The sequence below is a fragment of the Paenibacillus sp. MY03 genome, assembly GCF_002165585.1.
In the GTDB taxonomy this organism is placed as follows: Bacteria; Bacillota; Bacilli; order Paenibacillales; family Paenibacillaceae; genus Pristimantibacillus; species Pristimantibacillus agaridevorans.
In genome coordinates this window covers 21739-42948 of the sequence record NZ_MXQD01000023.1, presented here as the reverse complement: position 1 = coordinate 42948, position 21210 = coordinate 21739, and the positions used below count along the sequence as shown (strand labels likewise).

Annotated in this window: 20 protein-coding genes; 16 read left to right on the top strand and 4 right to left on the bottom strand. The window is 51.7% G+C overall.

Annotated features, from left to right (window positions below):
• Positions 1-42: 42 nt before the first annotated feature.
• The 5 genes from B1748_RS19860 (at position 43) to B1748_RS19840 (ending at position 6621) form a co-directional block, all read left to right on the top strand.
• Positions 43-1566 (top strand): ABC transporter substrate-binding protein, encoded by a 1524-nt coding sequence (locus tag B1748_RS19860; protein ID WP_087569689.1) that lies wholly within the window; start codon positions 43-45, stop codon positions 1564-1566.
• A gap of 94 nt (positions 1567-1660) precedes the next feature.
• Positions 1661-2569: an ABC transporter permease gene (locus tag B1748_RS19855; protein ID WP_087569688.1), complete on the top strand. Its 909-nt coding sequence runs from the start codon at positions 1661-1663 to the stop codon at positions 2567-2569.
• Positions 2570-2581: 12 nt separating this feature from the next.
• On the top strand, positions 2582-3472 hold the full coding sequence (locus B1748_RS19850) for a carbohydrate ABC transporter permease (protein ID WP_087569687.1): 891 nt from the start codon (positions 2582-2584) through the stop codon (positions 3470-3472).
• 24 nt (positions 3473-3496) lie between these two features.
• Entirely contained in the window at positions 3497-5476 is a 1980-nt protein-coding gene (locus B1748_RS19845) for an alpha-amylase family protein (protein ID WP_087569686.1), read from the top strand.
• Between the two features lie 44 nt (positions 5477-5520).
• Complete coding sequence (locus B1748_RS19840) at positions 5521-6621, top strand: dienelactone hydrolase family protein (protein ID WP_087569685.1); 1101 nt, start codon at positions 5521-5523, stop codon at positions 6619-6621.
• Between the two features lie 239 nt (positions 6622-6860).
• On the opposite strand, the gene B1748_RS19835 is transcribed toward B1748_RS19840, so the two are convergent.
• Together B1748_RS19835 and B1748_RS19830 are read right to left on the bottom strand one after the other, a co-directional pair.
• The gene (locus B1748_RS19835) at positions 6861-7577 is read right to left on the bottom strand and encodes a DUF421 domain-containing protein (protein ID WP_087569684.1); all 717 of its coding nucleotides are present in this window, start codon (positions 7575-7577) and stop codon (positions 6861-6863) included.
• Positions 7578-7663: 86 nt separating this feature from the next.
• On the bottom strand, positions 7664-8860 hold the full coding sequence (locus tag B1748_RS19830) for a ParB/RepB/Spo0J family partition protein (protein WP_087569683.1): 1197 nt from the start codon (positions 8858-8860) through the stop codon (positions 7664-7666).
• A 187-nt stretch (positions 8861-9047) separates the two neighbouring features.
• Here B1748_RS19830 and B1748_RS19825 point away from each other — a divergent pair, with 187 nt between their 5' ends.
• The 6 genes from B1748_RS19825 to B1748_RS19800 all read left to right on the top strand — a co-directional run bounded on the left by B1748_RS19825 (position 9048) and on the right by B1748_RS19800 (position 12864).
• A complete protein-coding gene (locus B1748_RS19825) occupies positions 9048-9209 on the top strand; it encodes a DUF1328 domain-containing protein (protein WP_087569682.1) in 162 nt (53 codons plus the stop codon).
• A 286-nt stretch (positions 9210-9495) separates the two neighbouring features.
• On the top strand, positions 9496-9930 hold the full coding sequence (locus tag B1748_RS19820; protein ID WP_087569681.1) for a YflT domain-containing protein: 435 nt from the start codon (positions 9496-9498) through the stop codon (positions 9928-9930).
• Between the two features lie 83 nt (positions 9931-10013).
• Positions 10014-11153: a PP2C family protein-serine/threonine phosphatase gene (locus tag B1748_RS19815; protein ID WP_087569680.1), complete on the top strand. Its 1140-nt coding sequence runs from the start codon at positions 10014-10016 to the stop codon at positions 11151-11153.
• Between the two features lie 108 nt (positions 11154-11261).
• The gene (locus B1748_RS19810) at positions 11262-11894 is read left to right on the top strand and encodes a hypothetical protein (protein WP_087569679.1); all 633 of its coding nucleotides are present in this window, start codon (positions 11262-11264) and stop codon (positions 11892-11894) included.
• A 217-nt stretch (positions 11895-12111) separates the two neighbouring features.
• Positions 12112-12441: an STAS domain-containing protein gene (locus B1748_RS19805; protein ID WP_246608490.1), complete on the top strand. Its 330-nt coding sequence runs from the start codon at positions 12112-12114 to the stop codon at positions 12439-12441.
• Between the two features lie 3 nt (positions 12442-12444).
• Positions 12445-12864 (top strand): ATP-binding protein, encoded by a 420-nt coding sequence (locus tag B1748_RS19800; protein WP_087569678.1) that lies wholly within the window; start codon positions 12445-12447, stop codon positions 12862-12864.
• A 121-nt stretch (positions 12865-12985) separates the two neighbouring features.
• Here B1748_RS19800 and B1748_RS19795 read toward each other — a convergent pair whose 3' ends face one another.
• Together B1748_RS19795 and B1748_RS19790 are read right to left on the bottom strand one after the other, a co-directional pair.
• A complete protein-coding gene (locus B1748_RS19795) occupies positions 12986-13882 on the bottom strand; it encodes a CheR family methyltransferase (RefSeq protein WP_087569692.1) in 897 nt (298 codons plus the stop codon).
• 32 nt (positions 13883-13914) lie between these two features.
• On the bottom strand, positions 13915-16731 hold the full coding sequence (locus B1748_RS19790) for an ATP-binding protein (protein WP_087569677.1): 2817 nt from the start codon (positions 16729-16731) through the stop codon (positions 13915-13917).
• Between the two features lie 213 nt (positions 16732-16944).
• Between B1748_RS19790 and B1748_RS19785 the strand changes: the two genes are divergently transcribed.
• The 5 genes from B1748_RS19785 to B1748_RS19765 all read left to right on the top strand — a co-directional run bounded on the left by B1748_RS19785 (position 16945) and on the right by B1748_RS19765 (position 21163).
• The gene (locus B1748_RS19785) at positions 16945-17439 is read left to right on the top strand and encodes a DUF948 domain-containing protein (RefSeq protein WP_087569676.1); all 495 of its coding nucleotides are present in this window, start codon (positions 16945-16947) and stop codon (positions 17437-17439) included.
• 10 nt (positions 17440-17449) lie between these two features.
• Positions 17450-17923 (top strand): ATP-binding protein, encoded by a 474-nt coding sequence (locus tag B1748_RS19780; RefSeq protein ID WP_246608492.1) that lies wholly within the window; start codon positions 17450-17452, stop codon positions 17921-17923.
• Positions 17920-18723, top strand: coding sequence for a sigma-70 family RNA polymerase sigma factor (locus B1748_RS19775; protein ID WP_087569674.1), 804 nt, complete (start codon positions 17920-17922; stop codon positions 18721-18723). The genes B1748_RS19780 and B1748_RS19775 overlap by 4 nt, the downstream gene beginning before the upstream one ends.
• A 132-nt stretch (positions 18724-18855) precedes the next feature.
• Entirely contained in the window at positions 18856-19572 is a 717-nt protein-coding gene (locus tag B1748_RS19770) for an ABC transporter ATP-binding protein (RefSeq protein WP_087569673.1), read from the top strand.
• Entirely contained in the window at positions 19556-21163 is a 1608-nt protein-coding gene (locus tag B1748_RS19765; protein ID WP_087569672.1) for a hypothetical protein, read from the top strand. The genes B1748_RS19770 and B1748_RS19765 overlap by 17 nt, the downstream gene beginning before the upstream one ends.
• The last annotated feature ends 47 nt before the right edge of the window (positions 21164-21210 follow it).

Here is a 21210-nt window from a genome sequence, read left to right as displayed (position 1 = left end):
TGCAAGACGCTAACCATACAAAATTACAGGAGGTCAGGTAACATGAAAAAAGCGACAAAATGGACGACCGCGGCACTCGCTACTCTACTTGTCTTAAGCGGTTGCAGCGGTAATGGAAACGGAAATGGGAACGGGAACGCAGAAACGCCGAATGCGACAAACGGCAGCCAGCCCGAGGAAACGAGTTCTCAGCAGCCTTTAGTCGAACTAATCTGGTATTACCCGCAAGCGGCGGCCCAGCCGGATCTTGCTTCCGTTCAAACGGCGGTCAACGAGATCACGCAAAAGGAAATCAATGCAACGGTTAAGCTGATGCCTGTCGACTTCGGCAGCTATGAGCAGAAGTTGAATACGGAGCTGGCGGCTAATGAAGCCATCGACATCGTCTGGACCTCGAACTGGTTGTTCAGCTACGAGTTAAACGCTCAAAAAGGCGCTTTTCTTTCCATAGACGAATTGATTGAGGGTTTCCCTGCGCTGAAGGAGCAAATCCCGCAAAAGGTATGGGATGCCGCGAAAATCGACGGTAAGCTGTACGCCGTGCCAAGCTATCAAACGATTACCAACCAACCTGGCTTTTATATGCAAAAAAGATTTATCGATAAATACAACTTTGATGTAAGCAAGGTACAGAAGGCAGAGGATCTTGAGCCGCTTCTCGAGCAAATCGCCAAGAATGAAGAAGGGATCATTCCGCTTGCGAATCCGGTTTTTAATCCGTACGTGCATGGCATGCATAAGCTGAGCGGCGGCTTCGGCGCCAACAGCGCCGTTGTCTATCAGGATGATCCGAGCTACAAGGTTCATGCGTTAATGGATACGCCGGAATATCAGGAATATTTGAAAACGGCGCGTTCCTGGTACGAAAAAGGAATCTTCAAGCAGGATATCGCCATTATCGATATTCAGGCAGAGCGCGGGAAAGGAAACGTAGCCGCTACCTTCGAAACCTCCATTAAACCCGGCGGCGAGGTGGAAGCTCAATCGCGCGGAGGCGGTCATGAAATTGTAGGCATAACCATTATGGATCCCTTTATCGCCGCGGACATTAACGCTACCCTTAATGCCGTCAGCTTTACCTCCAAACATCCGGAGCGCGCCATGCAGTTGTTGAACCTTGTTAATACCAACAAAGATTTATACAACCTGCTAAGCTTTGGCATCGAAGGCAAGGACTACACGAAAGTAGCGGATAACATCATCAAGAAAAATGAAAATGCCGGTTATTGGAGCAATGTAAACTGGGTGTACGGCAATGTATTCAACGGTTATCTGGAGGAAGGAAAACCCGCGGATACATGGGAGAAAACGATTAAGCAAAATGAGGAAGCCACGGTATCTCCTTTTATCGGATTTAAGTACGACAGCAACAATATCAAAACGGAGGAAGCGAACACGACGGCCCTTAGCGAAGAATACGATACCTTGCTGATGACCGGCTCCATCAACCCCGACGAAAAGTTCCCGGAGTATGCGGACCGATTGAAGAAAGCGGGCATCGACAAAATTATCGCTGAAATTCAAACGCAGTTCGATGCGTGGCTTGCGGCAAACGGCATGAAGTAACTTAAACATTCTATTGTGTAAAAAATAGCGGGCGGAAATATACGTGCACATCTTGTGGTCGTCTATTTCCCCTGCCATCTAAAGAGGTGACGCGATGCGACCGAAAAAGAGATTTCCCATCAATATGGAATTAACCGCGCTTGCGCTTCCCGCAGCCATTGCTGTTTTTATATTTTCTTATTTGCCATTGGGCGGTATTGTTTTGGCTTTTAAGGATTTTCGTTATAATCTGGGCATTTTCGGAAGCGATTGGGTCGGGCTCAAAAATTTCGAGTTTTTGTTTACCTCGGATACCGCGTACCGAATTACCCGGAATACGCTGCTGTATAACGTAACGTTTATTATTACAACGATGGTTGCCGCGTTGGTCATTGCGATGTTGCTTAATGAAATCAGCAAAAAATGGCTAAAGCTGTACCAAACGGCCATGTTCTTGCCTTATTTTCTATCCTGGGTCGTCGTGAGTTATATTGCCATGGCCCTGCTGGATCAATCCAGCGGATTTATCAATCAGTTCCTGCAGCAATTGGGCATGGAGCCGAAGCAATGGTACCAGGACCCTTCATTTTGGCCCTATATTTTAAGTTTGACGAATTTGTGGAAAGCCGTTGGATTTTCCGCTTTGATCTATTATGCGGGCATTATCGGGATTGATTCTTCCTATTACGAAGCCGCGACGATCGACGGAGCGTCCAAACCTCAGATGGCATTGAAAATTACCATTCCGTTGTTGGCCCCGCTCATTATCATCTTGTTGATCATAAGTATTGGCAATATATTCAGGGCCGACTTTGGACTGTTTTATTTTATTCCGGACGATTCCAAGTTTATCTATGCCACGACCGATGTTATCGATACGTTTGTCTATCGTTCGTTAAGGCAGCTTGGCGATGTAGGCATGTCCGCCGCAGTAGGACTGTACCAGTCTGTCGTTGGTTTCTTCCTGGTCATTGGCGCCAATCTGCTTATCAAAAAAATCGACGAGGAAAATTCGTTATGGTAAGGGAATGATGACATGAATATTGCAAAAAAAAGGATACGACCGGCCAAGATTGCCATCCATCTGTTTTTCATCGTATTGACGATCGTTTTCGTACTTCCGTTGGCGTTGGTAGTCTCGACTTCGTTATCGAGCGAGGAGTCGTTGCTTCAGCATGGCTATTCATTTTTTCCGCACGAGTTCAGTTTGTTTGCTTTCGAATATTTGTTTAAAGCGCCGCAGGCCCTGTTAAATGCCTATGGCGTAACCATTCTGATCACGGTTATAGGCGCGGCGAGCGGACTGCTGCTCACCGCGATGATTGCTTATGCCATTTCCCGCAGGGACTATAAGCTGGCTCGGCCGCTAACGTTTTATGTTTTTTTTACGATGTTGTTCAGCGGCGGCCTGGTTCCGTGGTATATCTTGATTTCTCAATATTTGCATTTAAAAGATACGATATGGGCGCTTATCCTTCCCATGATGGTCTCTCCTTTTAATATCATCGTCATGAAAGGGTTTATGGCGAAAATCCCGATGGAAATTATCGAGTCGGGCAAAATGGACGGAGCAAGAGAGTGGCAGATCTTTTTTCGCATCATCATGCCGCTATCCACGCCGGCTCTGGCAACGATTGGATTATTGATATCTTTTACGTATTGGAATGACTGGTATTTGGGTCTGTTGTTTATTAACAACGACAATTTGGTCCCCCTGCAGCTGTTGCTGATCCGGATGATGAATAGTATCGATTTTATTAAAAACATGGATGTGTCCATGTCCATGAGCATTAACATCAATGATTTTCCCGACCTGTCCGTTAGAATGGCCATGGTGATGCTGGCGGCGGGGCCTATGTTGTTCGTTTTTCCGTTTTTCCAAAAATATTTCGTGCAAGGGCTGACAGTAGGATCGTTGAAGGGTTAGACCATTCGAGAAGGAAGTGTTGATATGAGATTTCGGCAAGTGCATCTAGATTTTCATACGTCTGAGGCAATTCCGTTAATAGGTGCGTCCTTCAAAAAAGAACAATTCCAAGAGATGCTGCAGTTGGGGCATGTGGATTCCATTACCATATTCTCCAAGTGCCATCACGGCTGGGCGTATCATCCCTCGGAAGCGAACGAGATCCATCCCGGTCTAAGCTTCGACCTGTTGGGGGCGCAGATTGAAGCCGCTCATGAAATAGGGGTCAAAACGCCGGTGTATCTCTCAGGCGGCTTGGACGAGAGATTGGCGAGACGACATCCGGAGTGGCTGATTCGCGATTTCGACGCCGCCACGACATGGACCAAGGGCTATAACGTACCCGGCTACCACGAGTTGTGTCTGAATTCGCCTTATCTGGATGTGCTGCTATCGCAAGTGCGGGAGACCTTGTCCCGTTATGATGCGGACAGCTTGTTCATTGACATTGTCGGGGTGCGGGAGTGTTACTGCCATACCTGCATGGAGGTTGCGCGAAACGAAGGGAAGGATAGACGCGACAAGGCCGCCTTGCGGTCGATATGGGAAAGAACTTATGCAACCTATACGGCCAAAGTAAGGGAGACGGTAGAAGCCGTGAAGCCGGGTTTGCCCGTTTTTCACAATAGCGGTCATATTACCCGCGGGCGTCGCGATCTCGCACGTATGAACAGTCATCTCGAGGTTGAATCGCTGCCGACGGGCGGAGGAGGTTATGACCACTTTCCGCTGTCGGCGAGATACGCGGGTACGTTGGGCATGGACTACCTTGGCATGACGGGCAAGTTCCATACGGCTTGGGGAGAATTCGGCGGATACAAACATCCCAATGCGCTTCGATACGAAGCTGCGCTTAGCCTTGCGAACGGCGCGCGGGTGTCGATCGGCGATCAGCTGCATCCAAGCGGATTGATGGACGAGGCTACTTACGCATTAATTGGCGAAGCCTACCGCGAGGTTGAAAGCAAGCAAGAATGGTGCACAGCGACCCGTTCCGTTGCCGATGTTGCGCTCCTGACACTGGAGGCAACGGGCGTACATCCCAAGGCGCAGATCGAAGAGGGGGCAACGCCAGGGTCTGATGCAGGAGCGATTCGCATGCTTCTCGAAGGCAACTTCCTGTTCGACGTGGTTGATCTTGAGTCAAACTTCTCGGCATACCGCGCCATAATCTTGCCGGATTATGTTCCGGTAGGGGAGGAGCTGCGGTTCAAGCTGGAGGAGTATATCCGGCAAGGAGGCAAGCTGCTGGCGACAGGCTGGTCGGGGCTGGATGAGCAGGGGGAGCGTTATGTGCTTGATCTAGGGGTAAAGCATGAAGGATTAAACCCGTATAGGCCTGATTATTTCCGGCCGTTGTTCCAGCCCGGGAAGCTGGGCAAGGCAGCCTTTGTTTTCTATTCGCAAGGACAGCGGATTAGCCTCTCCGGGGGAACCGAGCTGGGTCGGCGCGAGGATCCCTATTTCAACCGCGATGAAAACAGATTCTGCTCTCACTTGCATACCCCGAACAGTGAAACGTATGGCGGACCCGGCATGGTGGAGAGCGCAAGCGGCATCTACATCGCCTGGAATGTATTCGACGACTATTCGACGAAGGGCAGCCTGATTTTAAAGGAGACGGTACTGTTTGCGCTGAATCGCCTGCTTCCGGACAAAACGTTGGTTACCAGCTTGCCGGCGCAGGGCGTTGTCACGCTGCAGGAGCAGCGGGAGGAGAATCGCCTGATTAACCATCTGCTATATGTGTCGCCGGTGCGCCGGGGCGATGGCATTGAGGTCATAGAGGACATTATTCCGCTTCAGGATACGAAGGTTTCGATTACAACAGACCGCAACGTTGCGAGTGTATATTTGGCACCGCAAATGACTCCCCTATTGTATCAGCAGGATAGCGGAGTGGTTTCCTATTCCGTCCCGGTGCTGGAGTGTCATCAGATGGTCGTTATTGCGTTTGAGAGTTAGGCGAGTTTGCAAACACGCCTTATTGTTGGAAGGTGGAGAGCACTGTGGACAATGGAATCGAGAAGCCGCAAGGACGAGGGATAGATCAGCGCAGGCTTTACCAAGAGGCGGAGAATGCTGGCAATGACTATCGCGAGCGGCAATTCGACGGGCTGAACGACTGGATCGAAGAGCTGCAGCGGGAATCGGCGACGCGGCGTGATCATTATTTTGCGCCGGATTACAGGGATTGCGATGCTTATGCTGCCAGCACGGAACGTTATCGGGGGGACTTCGCCGCGATGTTGGGTTTGCCGCTCCCGTCCCCATTGGATGCTCCCGTGGACGGCGCTGCCTGGCTGGGCGAAGCCCAATATAAAAAAATCGCGGAGGACGGGCTGGGCGAGATTTATCGGGTGACGGTGCCGGTCCATGGGGAATTGACGGCCTACGGCTTGTTTTTTCTCCCGGAGGGAGAGGGACCTTTCCCCTTGGTCATCTCCCAGCATGGCGGCCAGGGGACGCCGGAGATGACGGCCGGATTTTTCGATTCCAGCAACTATAACGACATGACGCGCAGAATTCTGAGGCGGGGAGCCGCCGTGTTCGCTCCCCAGCTTCTGTTGTGGGAGGGAGGCCGCTTCGGTCCGGGCTTCGATCGCACCATGATCGATGTCAGGCTGAAGCAGCTCGGCACCTCCATTACGGCTGTGGAATTGGCGAAAATTCGGCGTTGCCTGGACAGCTTGCTGCTGCGTCCCGATATTGACGGCGGACGGGTCGGTATGTTGGGGTTGTCTTACGGGGGCTTCTACACGCTGTTCGCGGCCGCGCTGGACACCCGGATTTCCGTCGCCGTATCCTCCTGCTTCGTGAACGATCGGTTCGCCAACGGATGGTCCGACTGGACCTGGACCGGTTCCGGGAATACGTTCCTGGACGCCGAAATATGCGGCCTTGTCTGCCCGAGGCCGTTATACGTCGAAGGCGGCTCGCGCGACGAGTTGTTCGCGGCGGAGGGCTTCCGGTCGGAGAGCGGGAGGGCGAAGCGGCACTATGAGAGGCTGGGCATCGAGGAACGGTTTCGGGCCGTCGTATTCCAAGGCGGACACGAATTTAACCCGGATGACGAGCCGCTCGATTTCCTATTTCGGCATTTGCGTTAACGCAGGTCGATGTCATCATGGGGAAGACAAAGGGCCAGCGGAAGCGATAGCGCAGGCATAGCAACCCACGCATAGCAAGCACAAGCATAGCAACCAACCACAAGCATAGCAACCAACCACAAGCATAGCAACCAACCACAAGCATAGCAACCATAGCAACTACAAAAGGCCGAGCCGCAGGAAATCTGCGGCCGGCCTTTCGTGTCCGTATAGTATGTTCACCATTTGTCTGCTGGCGATTAATGATACAACGGCGGAGTCTTGGGCTCCGGCTCGTAAGGCGTAATCGTAAGCTCCCGCTTGGCGTTAAGGGAAGCGAAAAATATATCCTCCGCAAGAAGCCCCTTGCTTTCCAATTGCTGATGCAGCCAAGTCTCGCTAAGCGTAAGCTCGGCTAGCGTTTTTTGCAGGATAATACCTTCCTTGACGACCGCGTAGGCGATGTCGACGCTACTTTCAGGTAGCCCCAGAGACTCCGGGGTCACTTGCTGTTTCCGCGCTTTTTTGAGCACGCTTAATTGTCCATCGCCCTCCAGCACGGCCAGCTCTACGACCGCCGGATCAAAGAAGCCCTGCGCGCGGAGCAACTGAAGGATGTCGTCGGTCGTGTACAAGAGCTTCTTTAAGCTGCGATGCAGGAAGATGCCGTCTTTTAGCACGATGGCGGGTTCAAACGAAACGAGCTTGCCGAACTTGCGATAACGGATGACGAGCCGCGAGAACAGCCGCTGCATGAGGCCGATCGCCAGGATGGCGACGGCTGTGTGAATATGCTGAATTTTGGGGTCGGCGATGTCCGCGCCTACGACGGAGCCCAGCGACAGAATGATCAGAAAGTCGAACACGGGAAGCTGTCCCACGGAACGTCTTCCCATATATAAGGTGACGGCCAACAGTAGCGGGTAGATTGTATAGATGCGCGCAATGACTAACAACGAGTCTTTGAGAATCGCCAACGGAATACCACCTCCTTAACGGGAAAGGCGGTTCTCTACGTAGTAACGCCTCCCGTTAAGATGTGTCAGAGACCTGGAAAATATTCCTAAAGCGGCGATTTCTCGCGAAGGGACTTCCATAAGGCAAGCTGTTCTTCCAGTTGCTCCACCACGGCGTCGACCTCGTGCGTAAACAACACTTGACCCTCTCCGTCGGATTCGACCACCAACTTGGCGATGGAACGTGAGAGCTCAGTTTGACGAGGGAGCTCTTGCTGCAGCTTGCGCAGCAAGTCGGACACGTTGACGTTTTTACTAGCCGCCCCAGCTCCAACCGCTTGCGAAGATGAACCGTCTGCCGCCCTTCCGGCGCCGTCATAAGCGGATGGGCTTAACGGTTCGCCAGCGGCGCCACTAGCCGCCTGTGACGTCGTGTAGCCAGTCGATGCCGCTCCGGCCGCGGTCGCACCAGTTGTCGCATTCGATGCTGCCCCGGACACCGACGCACCAGATGTCGCATTCGATGCGTTTCCAGTCGCCGATCCCTTACGATTTGGTTCGTCAGCCTCCGCTTCCTCAGCCGCTTTCTTGTTCTTCCGGTTCTGCTCGTACACCGACCAGGTCTCGATCAAGCCGCTGCCCGTCTTGAGCAGCAGCTTCTCTTTGGTGTTGTCGGAGATTGTTTTGTCCTTGAACAGCTTGGCGATCTTCTTTACGTCGCTGACGGGAAGCTCGTCCCGCGCTGCGATGAGCGCCAGAGGATCCCGATGCTCCATGGACAGATCCTTAAGCGGCATCAGTTGATCCTCCGTCAGCTTATCCTTGCGAATCTCCGTCCCGCTGACGATCAGCTTCTGGACAGCCTTGCTGAACTTCAACAGCTCGCACTTGTTCTTAATGTAGCTCTCCGGCTTGCCGAGCTTGGCGGAGAGAAACTTGAGCGAACTGCGGAACCGTCCATCGTTCATCAGCTTATCGAACGCGATGGCCTCCTCGATGGGGGAGAAGCCCTCTCTCGTCAAGTTCTCCGCAATCTGCTCCAGATAGATTTCCATCTCGTCCGATGTGGTAGAGACGATACACGGGATCGTCTTCCGTCCCAGCATTTCGGTTGCCTTGTACCGACGATTGCCATAAATGATACGGTACCGTCCGCCTTCCATCGTCCGAACCTTGATGGGAGAGAGCAGTCCCAATTCCTCGATGCTCTGCATGAGCTCCCCCAGCGCTTCCTCGTCGAACTGATAGCGCGGCTGATCCTTATCCTCTTCGATGAGCGACAAGGGAATTTCGATAATGTCCATGAGTTCTCTCCTTCATCTATGCATCATGATTGTCGTATTCCTTCTTGATACTGCTGATACTTCTATTATAACTGAGCGCTGATACGAATCAATGAAAGTCCGCGAGATACAAGGTTGTTTCATCCCTGCTTCCTGCGGTTAATAGTAATCAAGCTAGCGAATGACAATTTCAAAAGGAGTGATTCCTATGTTAGGCTGGGCACTATTGTTCTTCATTTTTGCAGTAGCAGCGGGCATCTTCGGATTTATGGGGATTGCCTCCGCGATGGCGGGCATAGCCAAAATCTTATTCGTCGTATTCCTGGTTCTATTCATTGCTTCTCTTATTCTCGGCAGAAGGCGAGTCTAACCCGACTGGGACGGAAGCTACGACAGAACGGAACGGAGACAAAGAACATCACCTATCAAATAGCTGCAATCTATAAGTGAGAGTTCAAAAAGTTCGGTTTTCAGCACCGAGAAAATTGGATGAAGGTAGAAACTGAGTAGCGGAGCGTAGTGGAAGCTACGTGAGCAACGGAAGTTTCGCCTGAATGCAAGATTCGATGTCGAGTAGGCTTCGTGGCTTGCTTCGTGATCAAAAGCGGACTTTTTGAACAACCGCTATAAACGAACCGTAAATGGAGGGAATTCAAATGACAACGATCAACACGCAACTGACGAAGGTTCACACGGTAATGACGAGGGAAGAAGTACAGGAGCAGGTGGAACGGTTCCGCCGGGAAGGTTATGAGGAGGATCGGATTTTCGTTCTGACGCATGACAAGACGAGAACGAAGCGAATCGCAGAGCGGACGGATGCCGAAGAGATCGGCATCATGGATCAAGGAATCGGGACCGCGATCGGCAATATCTTTCGCAGCACGGGAGACGAGCTCAGAGCCAAGATGAGGTCGCTGGGCGTGGCCAAGGCGGAGGCGGAACGTCTCGAGGCCGAGATGGATCGCGACAAAATCGTTGTCATCGCTTGGGGCGGTCGCGAATACGAAAACGACGATTATGACCGCGAAGTTTACTTTCACCCCTATATGATGTACAACAGCTATAATAACCAACCGCCAATGAAATAGGTTGCAATAGCCTGCCCGCGGGGGTAGGCTATTGTCATGGGCATTTATGCGAATCTAGCAAGCATTAATGGGAGGAACAGCACGTGAGCATTATAATCGTAGACGACAATATAACCAACCAAATGATTATTCGCGCTATTCTGACCAAGGCCGGATATACCGATACGCGCATCGCCTCTTCAGCAAGAGAGCTGTATGACCTGCTTGGTTTGGAGGACGACTCCGCTCCGGAGGAGCCCGTCGATCTCATTCTGATGGACATGATGATGCCGGAAATTGATGGGCTTGAAGCTTGCAGACGCATTCAGGCGGGAGAGAAGTACAGGGATGTGCCGATTATTTTCGTTACGGCGGTCGGTGATTCCAATAAGCTTGCAGAGGCGCTCGATGCGGGAGCGTCCGATTATGTGATGAAACCGATCAACAAGCTGGAGCTGTTGGCCCGGATGCGGTCCGCATTGAGGCTCAAGCATGAGAAGGATTGGCATAAGGAGCGCGACAAGCGGATCCAATACGAGCTGGAGCTCTCCAAGCAGGTACAGCGAAGCGTTCTTAGCGGACCAATCCGCAATAGGAGCATCGAGATCGAAGCGGCTTACCGTCCCTCTTCGGAGCTCGCCGGCGATTATTATGCCTGGTTCCGGATGGATGCCAGCAGGTACGGCGTTATTCTGCTGGATATGATGGGACATGGCATTTCTTCTTCATTGGTCTGCATGTTTATTTCGTCTGTGCTGCGCGATATGATCATGCGCGTTAACGATCCCGTAGAGGTGATGCAGGAGCTCAATCGCTACATGGGAGAGCTCTATCGATCGGATGAGCTGATTAACTATTACTTTACGGCTATTTTTGTCGTGGTCGACACGGATTCGAGAAGTATGGAATATGTGAATGCCGGTCATCCGGCAGGTGTTATACTCTCTGGCGGCGAAGTGGTATATATGGAGCCTACCGGACCAGCCGTCGGTTTGTTCGATAAACTTGCTATTCGGAAGGTGAAATTGGCTTATGAGCCGGGTACGGATCTATTTCTGTATACGGACGGATTGCTGGATGCGCTTGAGGTTAGCGACTGCGGCATGCGGGAGCTGGCCGAATCCATGAGCTCGAAGAAAAGTTTGGAGCTTAATCCTGAGGAACTCGTCGAGTCGCTGCTGGCCGAGCATGGCGGGGATAAGCAACGTGACGATATCTGTCTGGTACGTGCCGTCCTGCACTAAAATTTCCTTGCGAAAATAATTCTGACCTGCTGTTTCAAACCCTTCGGAATGGTTTATACCTTATGTATAGACTCTAGCAAAGCGTTTGATTGCAGGGAGGGTTTACGAATGAAAATATTCCTTTTGGTGGCACTGATAGTAAGCGGAATGTTATCGACTGGCGGAGAAAGCCAAGATCATACAGGATTCGAACCGGTGGCCGTTTCGCCGGGTCACGTCGAGGCGGATCAAGCGGCGCCTTCCGAAGTAACGGAGCCTCACGAATGGCCAAGCGGAGAAGCGGCCTATTATCCGGAGGAGGAATCTTCCGTTGTGCAGACCGTCGACCAGGACGAGGCTGCATGGGGCGCCGAAGAAGGTATTCTGCTTCGAAGCGTTCAGGAGCTTACGTTGTACGACGACCGCGCGGCGGTCATCGGCAAGCTGGGCGAGCCGCGCGGCGTAACGCAGGATGAATTCTACAGCGATCTTGTTATTATGGAGTATGAAGATCTGCGCGTTGTTTTCGCCGGCGAATACATCCAGGCTATTGATATTCCCGGCGATGCCAAGAAGATTTTGCTGGACGATGTTACGGTTCCCATGACGGTTGCCGATCTTAAAGCCGTATTAGGCGAACCCGACTATATCGCGGAAGACGGAATCGTCTTCCAGCGAGACGAAGCGCTGCTTAAGCTGTTCCTGGACGAAGAGACAGGGGAGCTTGCATATATCAGCTATTATCATTTGGCAACAGTCTAATCCCTTTAGAGGTTGTTCAAAAAGTCCGATTCCCATTACGAAGTATGCCAAGAAGCTGACTCGACATCGAATATTGAACGCAACCGAACCTTCCGGTGCTCACGTAGCTCTGCTACGCTCCGCTCCTCAGTTTCTAGTTGCCTTCAATCTTCTCGGTACTGAGAACCAAACTTCTTGAACACGCATTTTATTCATTTTAAGAAAGCGAAGTGAACTCATGATGAAGTTGGAACCATTCAAGATTAGAACCGAAGAGCAGGGCAGCGAATACGTCATGTATCTGGAGGGGGAACTCGATCTGGCTGCCGTGCCGCAACTGCAATGCGCGCTTGAGCATGTGTTGAAACGCAAGGATATTGCGCTTGTTTTGAATCTAAGAAATTTGACGTATATCGACAGCACGGGTATCGGCGTTATCGTATCTATTTTGAAGACACGGGATGGATTGCGAGCACCGTTCTACGTACAGGAGATACCGGCCAAAGTGAAGCGTTTGTTCGACTTGACGGGTATTTCGGGATATATAAAGGAAGGAGCCGGAGCGTAAGAGATGAAAGCTGTTCAATTGCACATACCGGCTCATGCGGATCAAATCGACTTGGTCAGAATTTGTTTGTACGGCATCGCCAGCAAGCTTGGTTTCGAATACGAAGATATCGAGGACATGAAGGTGGCCGTATCGGAGGCCTGCAGCAACGCTGTTCTGCATGGAGGACATTCCGGAGAAGGCATGATCGAGGTCACCTTTCACCACGATGACCAAGCCCTTGTTATCCAGGTGCACAACGAAGGTTCGCCATTCGTCCTGGAAGGGGCTGGGCTGGCATCCACTCCGCTGGGCGGAGCAGCAGTGTCAGAGCTTCAGGCCGGAGGGCTTGGCATCTATTTGATGGAGGCGCTGATGGACAAAGTGGAGGTATTTCCCACGTCAGAAGGCACCGATGTATGGTTAACCAAATATCGCCAATGAGACAAACTTCTGTCGAAGTCGTTCGTGGGTGCGGGTTTCGGTTTTCGAATGCTCGAAGCTTATATATTCGATTGTGTTAAAAAAGAGGCGCTCAAACCAGTTGAGGCCTCTTTTTGCGTGCTTATATAGGATCGCCGCTTTTGCGGAAGATCCGCTGCTCCGGGTTAAACTCCGTAAAGCCGTTACGATGGGGGGCCAGCAGCGATTCCTTGCTGCCAAGAACGAGGAAACCGTCCGGCGCCAGGCTTTCGTTAAGTATGCCGTGAACGCGAGACTGCAGCGCAGGGTTGAAATAGATCAACACATTTCTGCATAAAATGACCTGGAATTCATTGAACGAGCCGTCCGTAACCAGATTATGCTGCGCGAACACCATATGATTTTTGAGCGTGGGAAGGAATCGCGCGTAGGCATGGTCGGTTGTGTAATAAGCCGAGAACTCCCGTGATCCGCCTGCCTGTAGATAATTTTTGGTATAAGCCTGCATGCGTTTAAGCGGAAATCGTCCTTCCTTGGAGAGGGCGATTGCAGCTCTGCTCATATCCGTCGCATAGATCATCGTACGTTCCAGCAGTCCCTCTTCCTCCAGTAAAATGGCCATAGAGTATACTTCTTCTCCGGTCGCGCAGCCGGCGTTCCATATTCGCAATCGGTCATACTGGCGGAGCAGGGGCACCACTTCCGAGCGGAACGTCTGGAAGAATGCCGGGTCTCGAAACATCTCCGTCACCTTGATGGAGAAGTCCTCCAGCAATCGTTCCATGCAGCCTTCTTCGTGCAAGATACGATCCTGCAGCGAGGATATCGTCAAAGCGCCTTCCAGATGCATGCGATGGCGAATTCTTCGGCGAAGCGATGAGCGCAAGTAGTTGCGGAAGTCGAAGCCGCGCATACGATGAATGGCCTCAAGCAACAGATCAATCTCCAATTCCTCGAGCTCCGTAATGGCTATGTCGTCGTCGGCATCGCCTGCCGCGGCTTCTTCGTACGCGGCGAAATCATTTGATCTCCTGCCCATTCTGGCGTAATCGAAACTTTCGAACCCCGGCATTAATGTCCCACCTGCTTTGTCAGCCAAACCCTCATCAGCGAGAACAGCTGCTCCATGTGGATGGGTTTGCTGATATAATCCGAAGCACCTGCTTGCAGACAGCTTTCCTGGTCGCTCTTCATCGCTTTGGCCGTGAGCGCAATGATCGGTTTGTCGTGCATGGATTCATCCGCACGCAGCGCGCGAGTCGTCTCGAAGCCGTCCATGATCGGCATCATAATGTCCATAAGAACCAGATCGAAGTTGGAGTCGCTTGCTACGATGTCCAAACATTCTCGTCCATTGCGTGCGATAACGACTTCCAGCCCTTTGTTCTTGAGAGCTTTGTCAATCGCAAAAATATTGCGTTCGTCGTCCTCCACCAGCAAAACCCGCTTGCCCAGGAACAAGGCGGTTTCTTCGGAACCGCCCATTCCAGAGCTTGCGGCGGCAGGCGTGTTCTTTACGGGCTCCGATTGCGAAATCGGAGGAGAAGCGGCTGCCGTCGCGTTATCACCGACGTTTACGTCCTCGAACTGACGTCCCGGAGCAGAATAGGAAGCCGACGCTTGCATAGACGCCTGCTCCAGCTCGATTGCGGCGCAATGAGTCGCCGGCAAGTACAGGGTGAAGGAGCTTCCCTTATGAAGCTCGCTCTCTACGACGATGCATCCGCCAAGCAGATTGGCAAGCTCGTTGCAGATGGAGAGTCCCAGGCCAGTTCCGCCATACACGCGATTTGTATTGCCGTCTAACTGCTGGAACGCTCCGAAGATCAGATCTTGTTTGTCTCTAGGTATGCCTATGCCGGTATCGACGACGGAGAAAGCAAGCAGCTCCTCCGGGGCGCTGCCGGGCATCTTATCCGCCACAACAGCTGGATCTGCCTGATGGAGCTTTAACGTGACGGTACCGGACTCGGTAAATTTGAACGCGTTGGACAACAGGTTTTTCAGAATTTGCTGGAGGCGTTGACCATCCGTGCGGACAACGCTCGGAATATCGTGCTGCAGCTCGATGCGGAACGTAATGCCTTTTTTGTCCGCTACCGGGTCGAACAGCATCCTCATCATTTCCGGAATTTCGGTTACATTGACGTCATCCATGACGAGAGCGATCTTGCCAGCCTCGATCTTGGACAAATCCAGAATATCATTAATGAGGGAGAGCAGATCATTCCCGGACGAATGGATGACGCGGGCATAACCTTCCTCTTCTTCCGTAAGCAGCTTGTTCTCGTTCTCGTAGAGCATCTGGGACAGGATCAGGATACTGTTAAGCGGCGTTCGAAGCTCATGCGACATGTTGGCCAGGAAATTGGATTTGTACTGCGCGCTCTGTTTGAGCTTTTCGGCGTAAGCTTCCAGTTCGGTTTTGGCATGCTCCAGCTCCTTGGTTTTCTGTGCGGCGAAGAGATTCTGCTCCTCCAGATGCTCTGTCGTCATCCGCATCTCTTCCTGCTGCATCTGCAATTCCTCGGATTGCGCCTGCAACTCCTCGGTCTGTGTCTGCAGCTCCTCCGTGAGCGCTTGAGACTCGCTCAGCAGGCGCTCTACTTCCATACGGCCCGTTACATTGTCGATGGTGACGCCGAAGTAGTCCTCGATGCTCTCGAGCAGCTTCAGATGCTGGGCAGTAAACGGTTCAAGCGAAGCGAACTCGACAACGGCTACGACTTTGCCCTCGTATTCGATGGGCACAATAAGCAGATTGCGAGGATGAAGCTCGGTCGTCCCGGATTGAATGCCGGCTTTGTAATCGTCTGGCGCGCTCAGCAGGTACGTTCTTTTATCCATCGCGCATTGGCCGATGAGACCTTCGCCGAACCGGAAGCTTGCCCTGGCCTCTGCATCGCCGGATTCCGCATAAGCCGCCAGCTTGTTCATGCGAGGCTCCGACCCTTTGGCACCTCGGATATAGAAGACGCCGTACGGTGCGCCGACCATGGGAGCCACGCGGCTTAGGAATGATCGTCCAAGCTCTTCCAGATTGTTCAGGCCTTGCGTCATCGTGGCAATCTCCGCGACCCGGGTTGTAATCCAGGATTGCGCCTCCAGACTGACAAGAAGGGCATTTGTAGCCTCGGCAAGCTCCTTGATCTCGTCATTTGTTTTCACATGTATTCGCTTCGAAAGATCTCCCTTTGCAACGGATATCCCTGCAATTGTAGAGGAAACCTGCCGTATCGTCTTGACGATGGAGCTCGAGACAAAGGATACGATGAGCAACGAAACAATGACGACTGCAAATAGCAGAATATACAGGCTCAGAGTGACGACGCGATTGCGGCTTTCGAGCTGTAGAATATAGGATTTGGTATCGTCGATATGGGACAAGCGCATATCCTCCAGTTGAGTCCGGAGCTTGTCGATATCGGCTTTGCCGGGATCGTTCCGGTAAAACGTCTGGATGCCCTCTGTATCGTTATTGGCCCTCATTGCGATTGTCGGTTCGCCGGTGGTGTTAATCCAGTTCTGAATCGTCAGCTTGATCGCTTCCAATTCCTTGAGCGCGCTCGCGTTATTGTCAAGCAAGGCCGCAAGACTGGTGTGGTTGGCTTCCCATTGGGACTTGCCTTCTTGGTAGGGCAATAGATAGGCTTGTCTGCCCGTAAGAAGGTAGCCGCGCTGGCTGGTCTCCATGCTGACTACGTTGTAACGAATATTCGTTATAAAATTTTGGATCTCCAGGTCTCGGGTAACAATCTGCTCCATCTCATTGTGCAAAGTATTAATTCGTTCCGATACGACGGCGATCGTAATTCCGAGACAACAAATGATAAGCAAATAACCAATCGCGATCTTCATGCGAATGGTGTAATTCATATTTTTAAACATAGGGCAGTGGTCCTCTCATTATAGGTTCCGTCCTAAATTAACGATTTAATTTATAAACAACCTCTATAAACAGCCTCTTTTAAACTATTAACCATTATAGCATGTATCGTCCCATTACCCAATTCGGAGGCGGCTTATTCCAGCTGTTTCAAGAGACTTTCGGCGGGGTAAGAACGGATAGAGCATCATAAACCATGAATCGAGGTGACCTTGATGAATATTCTAATCGGCATTTGTTTGGTCGTGATCACAGTATCTCTCATCATACTGGTCTTAGCGGTGACGAAGACGGTCAAACAAGCGGAGACGTTTATTGCGGAGACCAAACGGACCGTTAACGAGCTTCGGACGGAAGTGCTGCAGATGAGCAGCGAGGCCAGGGAAGTTGTTCAGAATACGAATGCGGTTACGGTCGACGCAAGGCGCAAGCTGAAGGATCTCGATGGATTGTTTCATACTGTCAGCGACATCGGAGAAGCGGCGCATGCACTGACGACGGCCGCGAAACATGCGGCGGCAGGCGTGCTAGAGAAGACGGCTGCGAAGACGGAACAAGCGACGCGCGCCGGCATCTCCAATGCTGCGAGAATGGGGCATGAGTCTGCGGGAGCGGGCAATAGCGGAGCTCAGATTAGAAAGACGGCAGCTGCCATTGCAGAGATGGTTGCATCGTCGGTTAAGATCTGGAGCAGAATGAAAGCCAACTGAGTTATACTAGATGAAGACGGAGAGGAACGTGTATATGATGAGCCATTCGCCAATCAAGCTGCGCATACCCGCGGAAGCCGACTATCTGGATATTGTCCGCGCTGCCTTGTATGCCATTGCCGCCAAAGCGGGATTCCCTTATGAGGATATTGAAGATATGAAGGTTGCGGTGACAGAAGCCTGTTCTAATGCCATCCTCCATGCCTATAAGGGAAATGATGACAGAGGCGAGGTCGATGTAGAGTTTATTTGCCATGAGGATGGTCTGACTATGACCGTAAGAGATTACGGCGGCGCCCGTGAAGAACGACCCGAACCGATAAGAACGGCCGGGCTGCAAGGGACCCCTATCAGTGATGCGCCGATCGGCGGCCTGGGTTTGTTCATGATGAGGGCGTTGATGGATGAAGTCAAGGTCCGGGTGAATAACGGTACGGAGGTTGTACTCACCAAGCGCATGAGCAGAAATGAGGAGATGGTATGAATTCAAGTTCCTCTGAGCTGACTCCGCAGCAAACGATGCAGCTTCTGGAGCAGTATCAAGAGACGGGCTGTAACGATACCGCGACGGCGCTCCTCCGACATTACGAGCCAATCGTTCGGATGGCGGCGGGCAAGCTGTCGAGGAGCAGGCCGGATCTGTACGAGGATATGTATCAGGTTGGCCAGATGTCTATGCTGCGGCTCTTCGCGCAGTATAATGCAGATCGTGAAATTCCGTTCGAAGCATACGCGATGAAGAGCGTAGTCGGACATCTCAAAAATTATTTGCGGGACAAGTCCTGGTATATTCAGGTGCCGAGGCGCCTTAAGGAGAAGGGCTTGCTGCTCGGACGCGCGATCGACGACTTATCCGTGCAGCTTGGCCGTTCGCCGAATGTAGATGAGATTGCGAATTATCTGGAGCTGTCGGTTGAAGAAACCATAGAGGTGATGACCTCCAGAGAATCGTACCAATATGTGTCGCTTGATACGCCTTTGTCCTCCGAGGGAGAAAGCGCTGCTACGATCGGCGACATGATCAGCACCAATAACGACGAGATGCTGACGCTGGATGGTCGTCTGGATCTCCAGGAAGCCTTCGGCAAGCTCAAGGATGAAGAAGCCAAGGTGTTGACCCTGGTCTACTCCAGCGGGCTGTCGCAGCGCGAAATCGCAGCCAAACTGGGTATCTCCCAGATGAGCGTGTCCCGCATACAGCGCCGCGCGATCGGCAAGCTTCGCGAGCTTCTGGGCGATGATTACGGCGAAAGCGCCGAGGCTCTGGAAGAACGGGATGACTAAGCATTTCGCGTTGTCCTTGCGTTCTGCCGCAAATTGCCTTTATGCTGTTAATAAACGCCGCCAAGCATCATTGGGGGCGGATTAACTGCATGAAGGCATTTTTTGGGAACCTAGGAAAGGAGGAAACCATCCTTGCGTCTGATCATAGAAAATATCGACAAGCAATTCGGCGACAAACAGGTTCTGCGGTCCGCAAGCTTCAGCTTTGACGGCGGTAAGATATACGGACTTCTGGGCCGTAACGGAGCGGGAAAAACAACGCTGTTCGACTGTCTAAGCGGAGAGAAGGGAATGGATGGCGGACAGGTGCTGCTGGAAGAGAACGGCCGAACGCGGAAGATAACCGAACAAGACGTGGGATATGTCTATTCGCTGCCTATTCTGCCGGAATTTCTGACCGGGTATGAGTTTGTTAAATTTTTTATGGATATCAATAAGGACAAGCTGCAAACGGAATTGACGATCGATGGCTGCTTCGAAATGATGAGCATGACGGAGGAAGAACGGCATCGGCTGATCAAGGGATATTCGCACGGCATGAAAAACAAGCTCCAGATGCTGTTGTTCCTCATCACGAAACCTCCGATTATTTTGCTGGACGAACCGCTAACCTCCTTCGACGTCATTGTGGCTCTGGAGATGAAGCGAATGCTGAAGGAGCTCAAGAAGGACCATATTCTCATCTTCTCGACCCATATTCTGCAACTGGCCTCCGATCTGTGCGACGAGCTGGTTGTCTTGCATAAGGGAGAATTGTCCGCAGTGCCGTCCGAGCTGCTTCATAGTGCGGAATTTGAGCAATCCGTCATTAATCTGTTGAAGGATGATGAGCATGCTGAGAATGTTTAGTACGCTGATGGCGATTCGCACATCCATCGCCGCCAACCTGCTTATCTTCTACATTCAGAAGCTCCCGGTCATGGGCAAGCTTATCAAAAACACGATTTACGCCAATCTTGAGCTTAAAAAAATCATTTCCGTCGCCGCGCTCCTGCTTACATGGATAGGGGGTTTCCTGCTCCCATTTATGTATATTGGACTTTTGATTTATCTGCCTGTCGTGAGTATAGGAGAAGATTTGACGAAGGCGGAGCAACTTAGTCAGTTTATACATATTTTTACCATCATCAGCTTTGTGATTGCGGCTGTCAGCAGCGCGACCATCCTGGAGCCCAAGCGGGAGAAATACATCGCGGTTAAGCTGATGAGATTGTCGCCAGCACGCTATATGAAAACTACGCTGGCCTACCGTTATACGACCTTCGGCATCTATTTGCTGCCTGCCATGTTATTATTCGCGGGACTTCTGGGTGCCGCCATTGTGGAAGCCGTTATGTTGACGGTGCTGCTTGCGCTGTGGCGTATAGTAAGCGAATATTTGCATCTCAAGCTTTTTGAACGGACCGGCGTGGTATTGATTAAACAAACAGCGATTGTTTGGAGCGTTATTCTGGCTGGATATGCCGGAGCGTATGCGCCGCTGCTGCTTGGAGCGGCTCCCATAACGGATAACGTCCTTCTTAATCTGCCGCTGTATATCGCGATCCCATTGGGAGGAGTGTTTGCTGCTTTCCAACTGGCTCGTTATACGGGATACAGAGAAGCCGTTGACGTCGCCACCAAGCGAGACGATCCGCTGCTTAATATGGGCCGTATGATGGCGGATGCGCAGAAGAAAAGCGTGGAGACGAAGCAAAGCGATTATGACACTGTGCTTGTCGGGAAAGGCAGGCTGCTCAAAAAGGAAGGCCATGCATACCTTAACGAATTGTTTTTCATGAGGCATCGGAGCTTGATTCGCGGACCGATTAACAAACGACTCGTCATCATAGGAGCAATTGGAGTAGTCGGAGTCATCTTTATGCTTCTATTCCGCGGGCAACTGCAGGAACAGCAATGGAATGCGGGTACCATCATTCCTTTTCTGGTTCTGACCATGTACTTCCTGTCTGTCGGCGATAGTCTATGCAAGGCCATGTTCTACAATTGCGATCTCAGTCTGATGAGGTACAGCTTTTACCGCAGTTCGGCCTATGATCACTTTAGAATCCGGCTGGGCGCCATGGTCAAAAATAATCTGCTTATTGCCGCAACTCTCGGTTTAGCGATTACGGCCGTCACAGCCGCAACGGGGAGCGAGTGGCTCCATCTTGAGCTGCTTATGGTATGGGTTTGCGTCATCTCTCTGGCGATTTTCTATTCCGTTCACCACTTGTTTATGTATTACTACCTCCAGCCGTATTCGACGGAGCTGAATGTCAAAAATCCGCTTTTCTTTGCGGTAAACCTGCTTGTTTCATTTGCGAGCGGTTTTAGTATCATTTGGCGCGGGGCATCTTCTTCGTTTACGATTGTCATTGTCGGCGCGACTCTGCTGTACCTGATTGTCGCTTTGATGCTGGTGCGGAAGCACGGGGCAAGAACGTTCCGGGTCAAATAATATCGGACATGCGGGCGCAGGGCCACGCGACAATCTGTCGCGTGGCC

Bases quoted from the DNA above. Each gene is read 5' to 3' on its own strand.
- B1748_RS19825 (WP_087569682.1), top strand. From the start codon at position 9,048: ATGTTAGGCTGGGCACTATTGTTCTTCATTTTTGCAGTAGCAGCGGGC.
- B1748_RS19785 (WP_087569676.1), top strand. From the start codon at position 16,945: ATGAATATTCTAATCGGCATTTGTTTGGTCGTGATCACAGTATCTCTC.
- B1748_RS19805 (WP_246608490.1), top strand. From the start codon at position 12,112: ATGATGAAGTTGGAACCATTCAAGATTAGAACCGAAGAGCAGGGCAGC.
- B1748_RS19845 (WP_087569686.1), top strand. From the start codon at position 3,497: ATGAGATTTCGGCAAGTGCATCTAGATTTTCATACGTCTGAGGCAATT.
- B1748_RS19820 (WP_087569681.1), top strand. From the start codon at position 9,496: ATGACAACGATCAACACGCAACTGACGAAGGTTCACACGGTAATGACG.
- B1748_RS19810 (WP_087569679.1), top strand. From the start codon at position 11,262: ATGAAAATATTCCTTTTGGTGGCACTGATAGTAAGCGGAATGTTATCG.
- B1748_RS19830 (WP_087569683.1), bottom strand. From the start codon at position 8,860: ATGGACATTATCGAAATTCCCTTGTCGCTCATCGAAGAGGATAAGGAT.
- B1748_RS19775 (WP_087569674.1), top strand. From the start codon at position 17,920: ATGAATTCAAGTTCCTCTGAGCTGACTCCGCAGCAAACGATGCAGCTT.
- B1748_RS19780 (WP_246608492.1), top strand. From the start codon at position 17,450: ATGAAGACGGAGAGGAACGTGTATATGATGAGCCATTCGCCAATCAAG.
- B1748_RS19855 (WP_087569688.1), top strand. From the start codon at position 1,661: ATGCGACCGAAAAAGAGATTTCCCATCAATATGGAATTAACCGCGCTT.
- B1748_RS19800 (WP_087569678.1), top strand. From the start codon at position 12,445: ATGAAAGCTGTTCAATTGCACATACCGGCTCATGCGGATCAAATCGAC.
- B1748_RS19795 (WP_087569692.1), bottom strand. From the start codon at position 13,882: ATGGGCAGGAGATCAAATGATTTCGCCGCGTACGAAGAAGCCGCGGCA.
- B1748_RS19765 (WP_087569672.1), top strand. From the start codon at position 19,556: ATGCTGAGAATGTTTAGTACGCTGATGGCGATTCGCACATCCATCGCC.
- B1748_RS19790 (WP_087569677.1), bottom strand. From the start codon at position 16,731: ATGTTTAAAAATATGAATTACACCATTCGCATGAAGATCGCGATTGGT.
- B1748_RS19860 (WP_087569689.1), top strand. From the start codon at position 43: ATGAAAAAAGCGACAAAATGGACGACCGCGGCACTCGCTACTCTACTT.
- B1748_RS19850 (WP_087569687.1), top strand. From the start codon at position 2,582: ATGAATATTGCAAAAAAAAGGATACGACCGGCCAAGATTGCCATCCAT.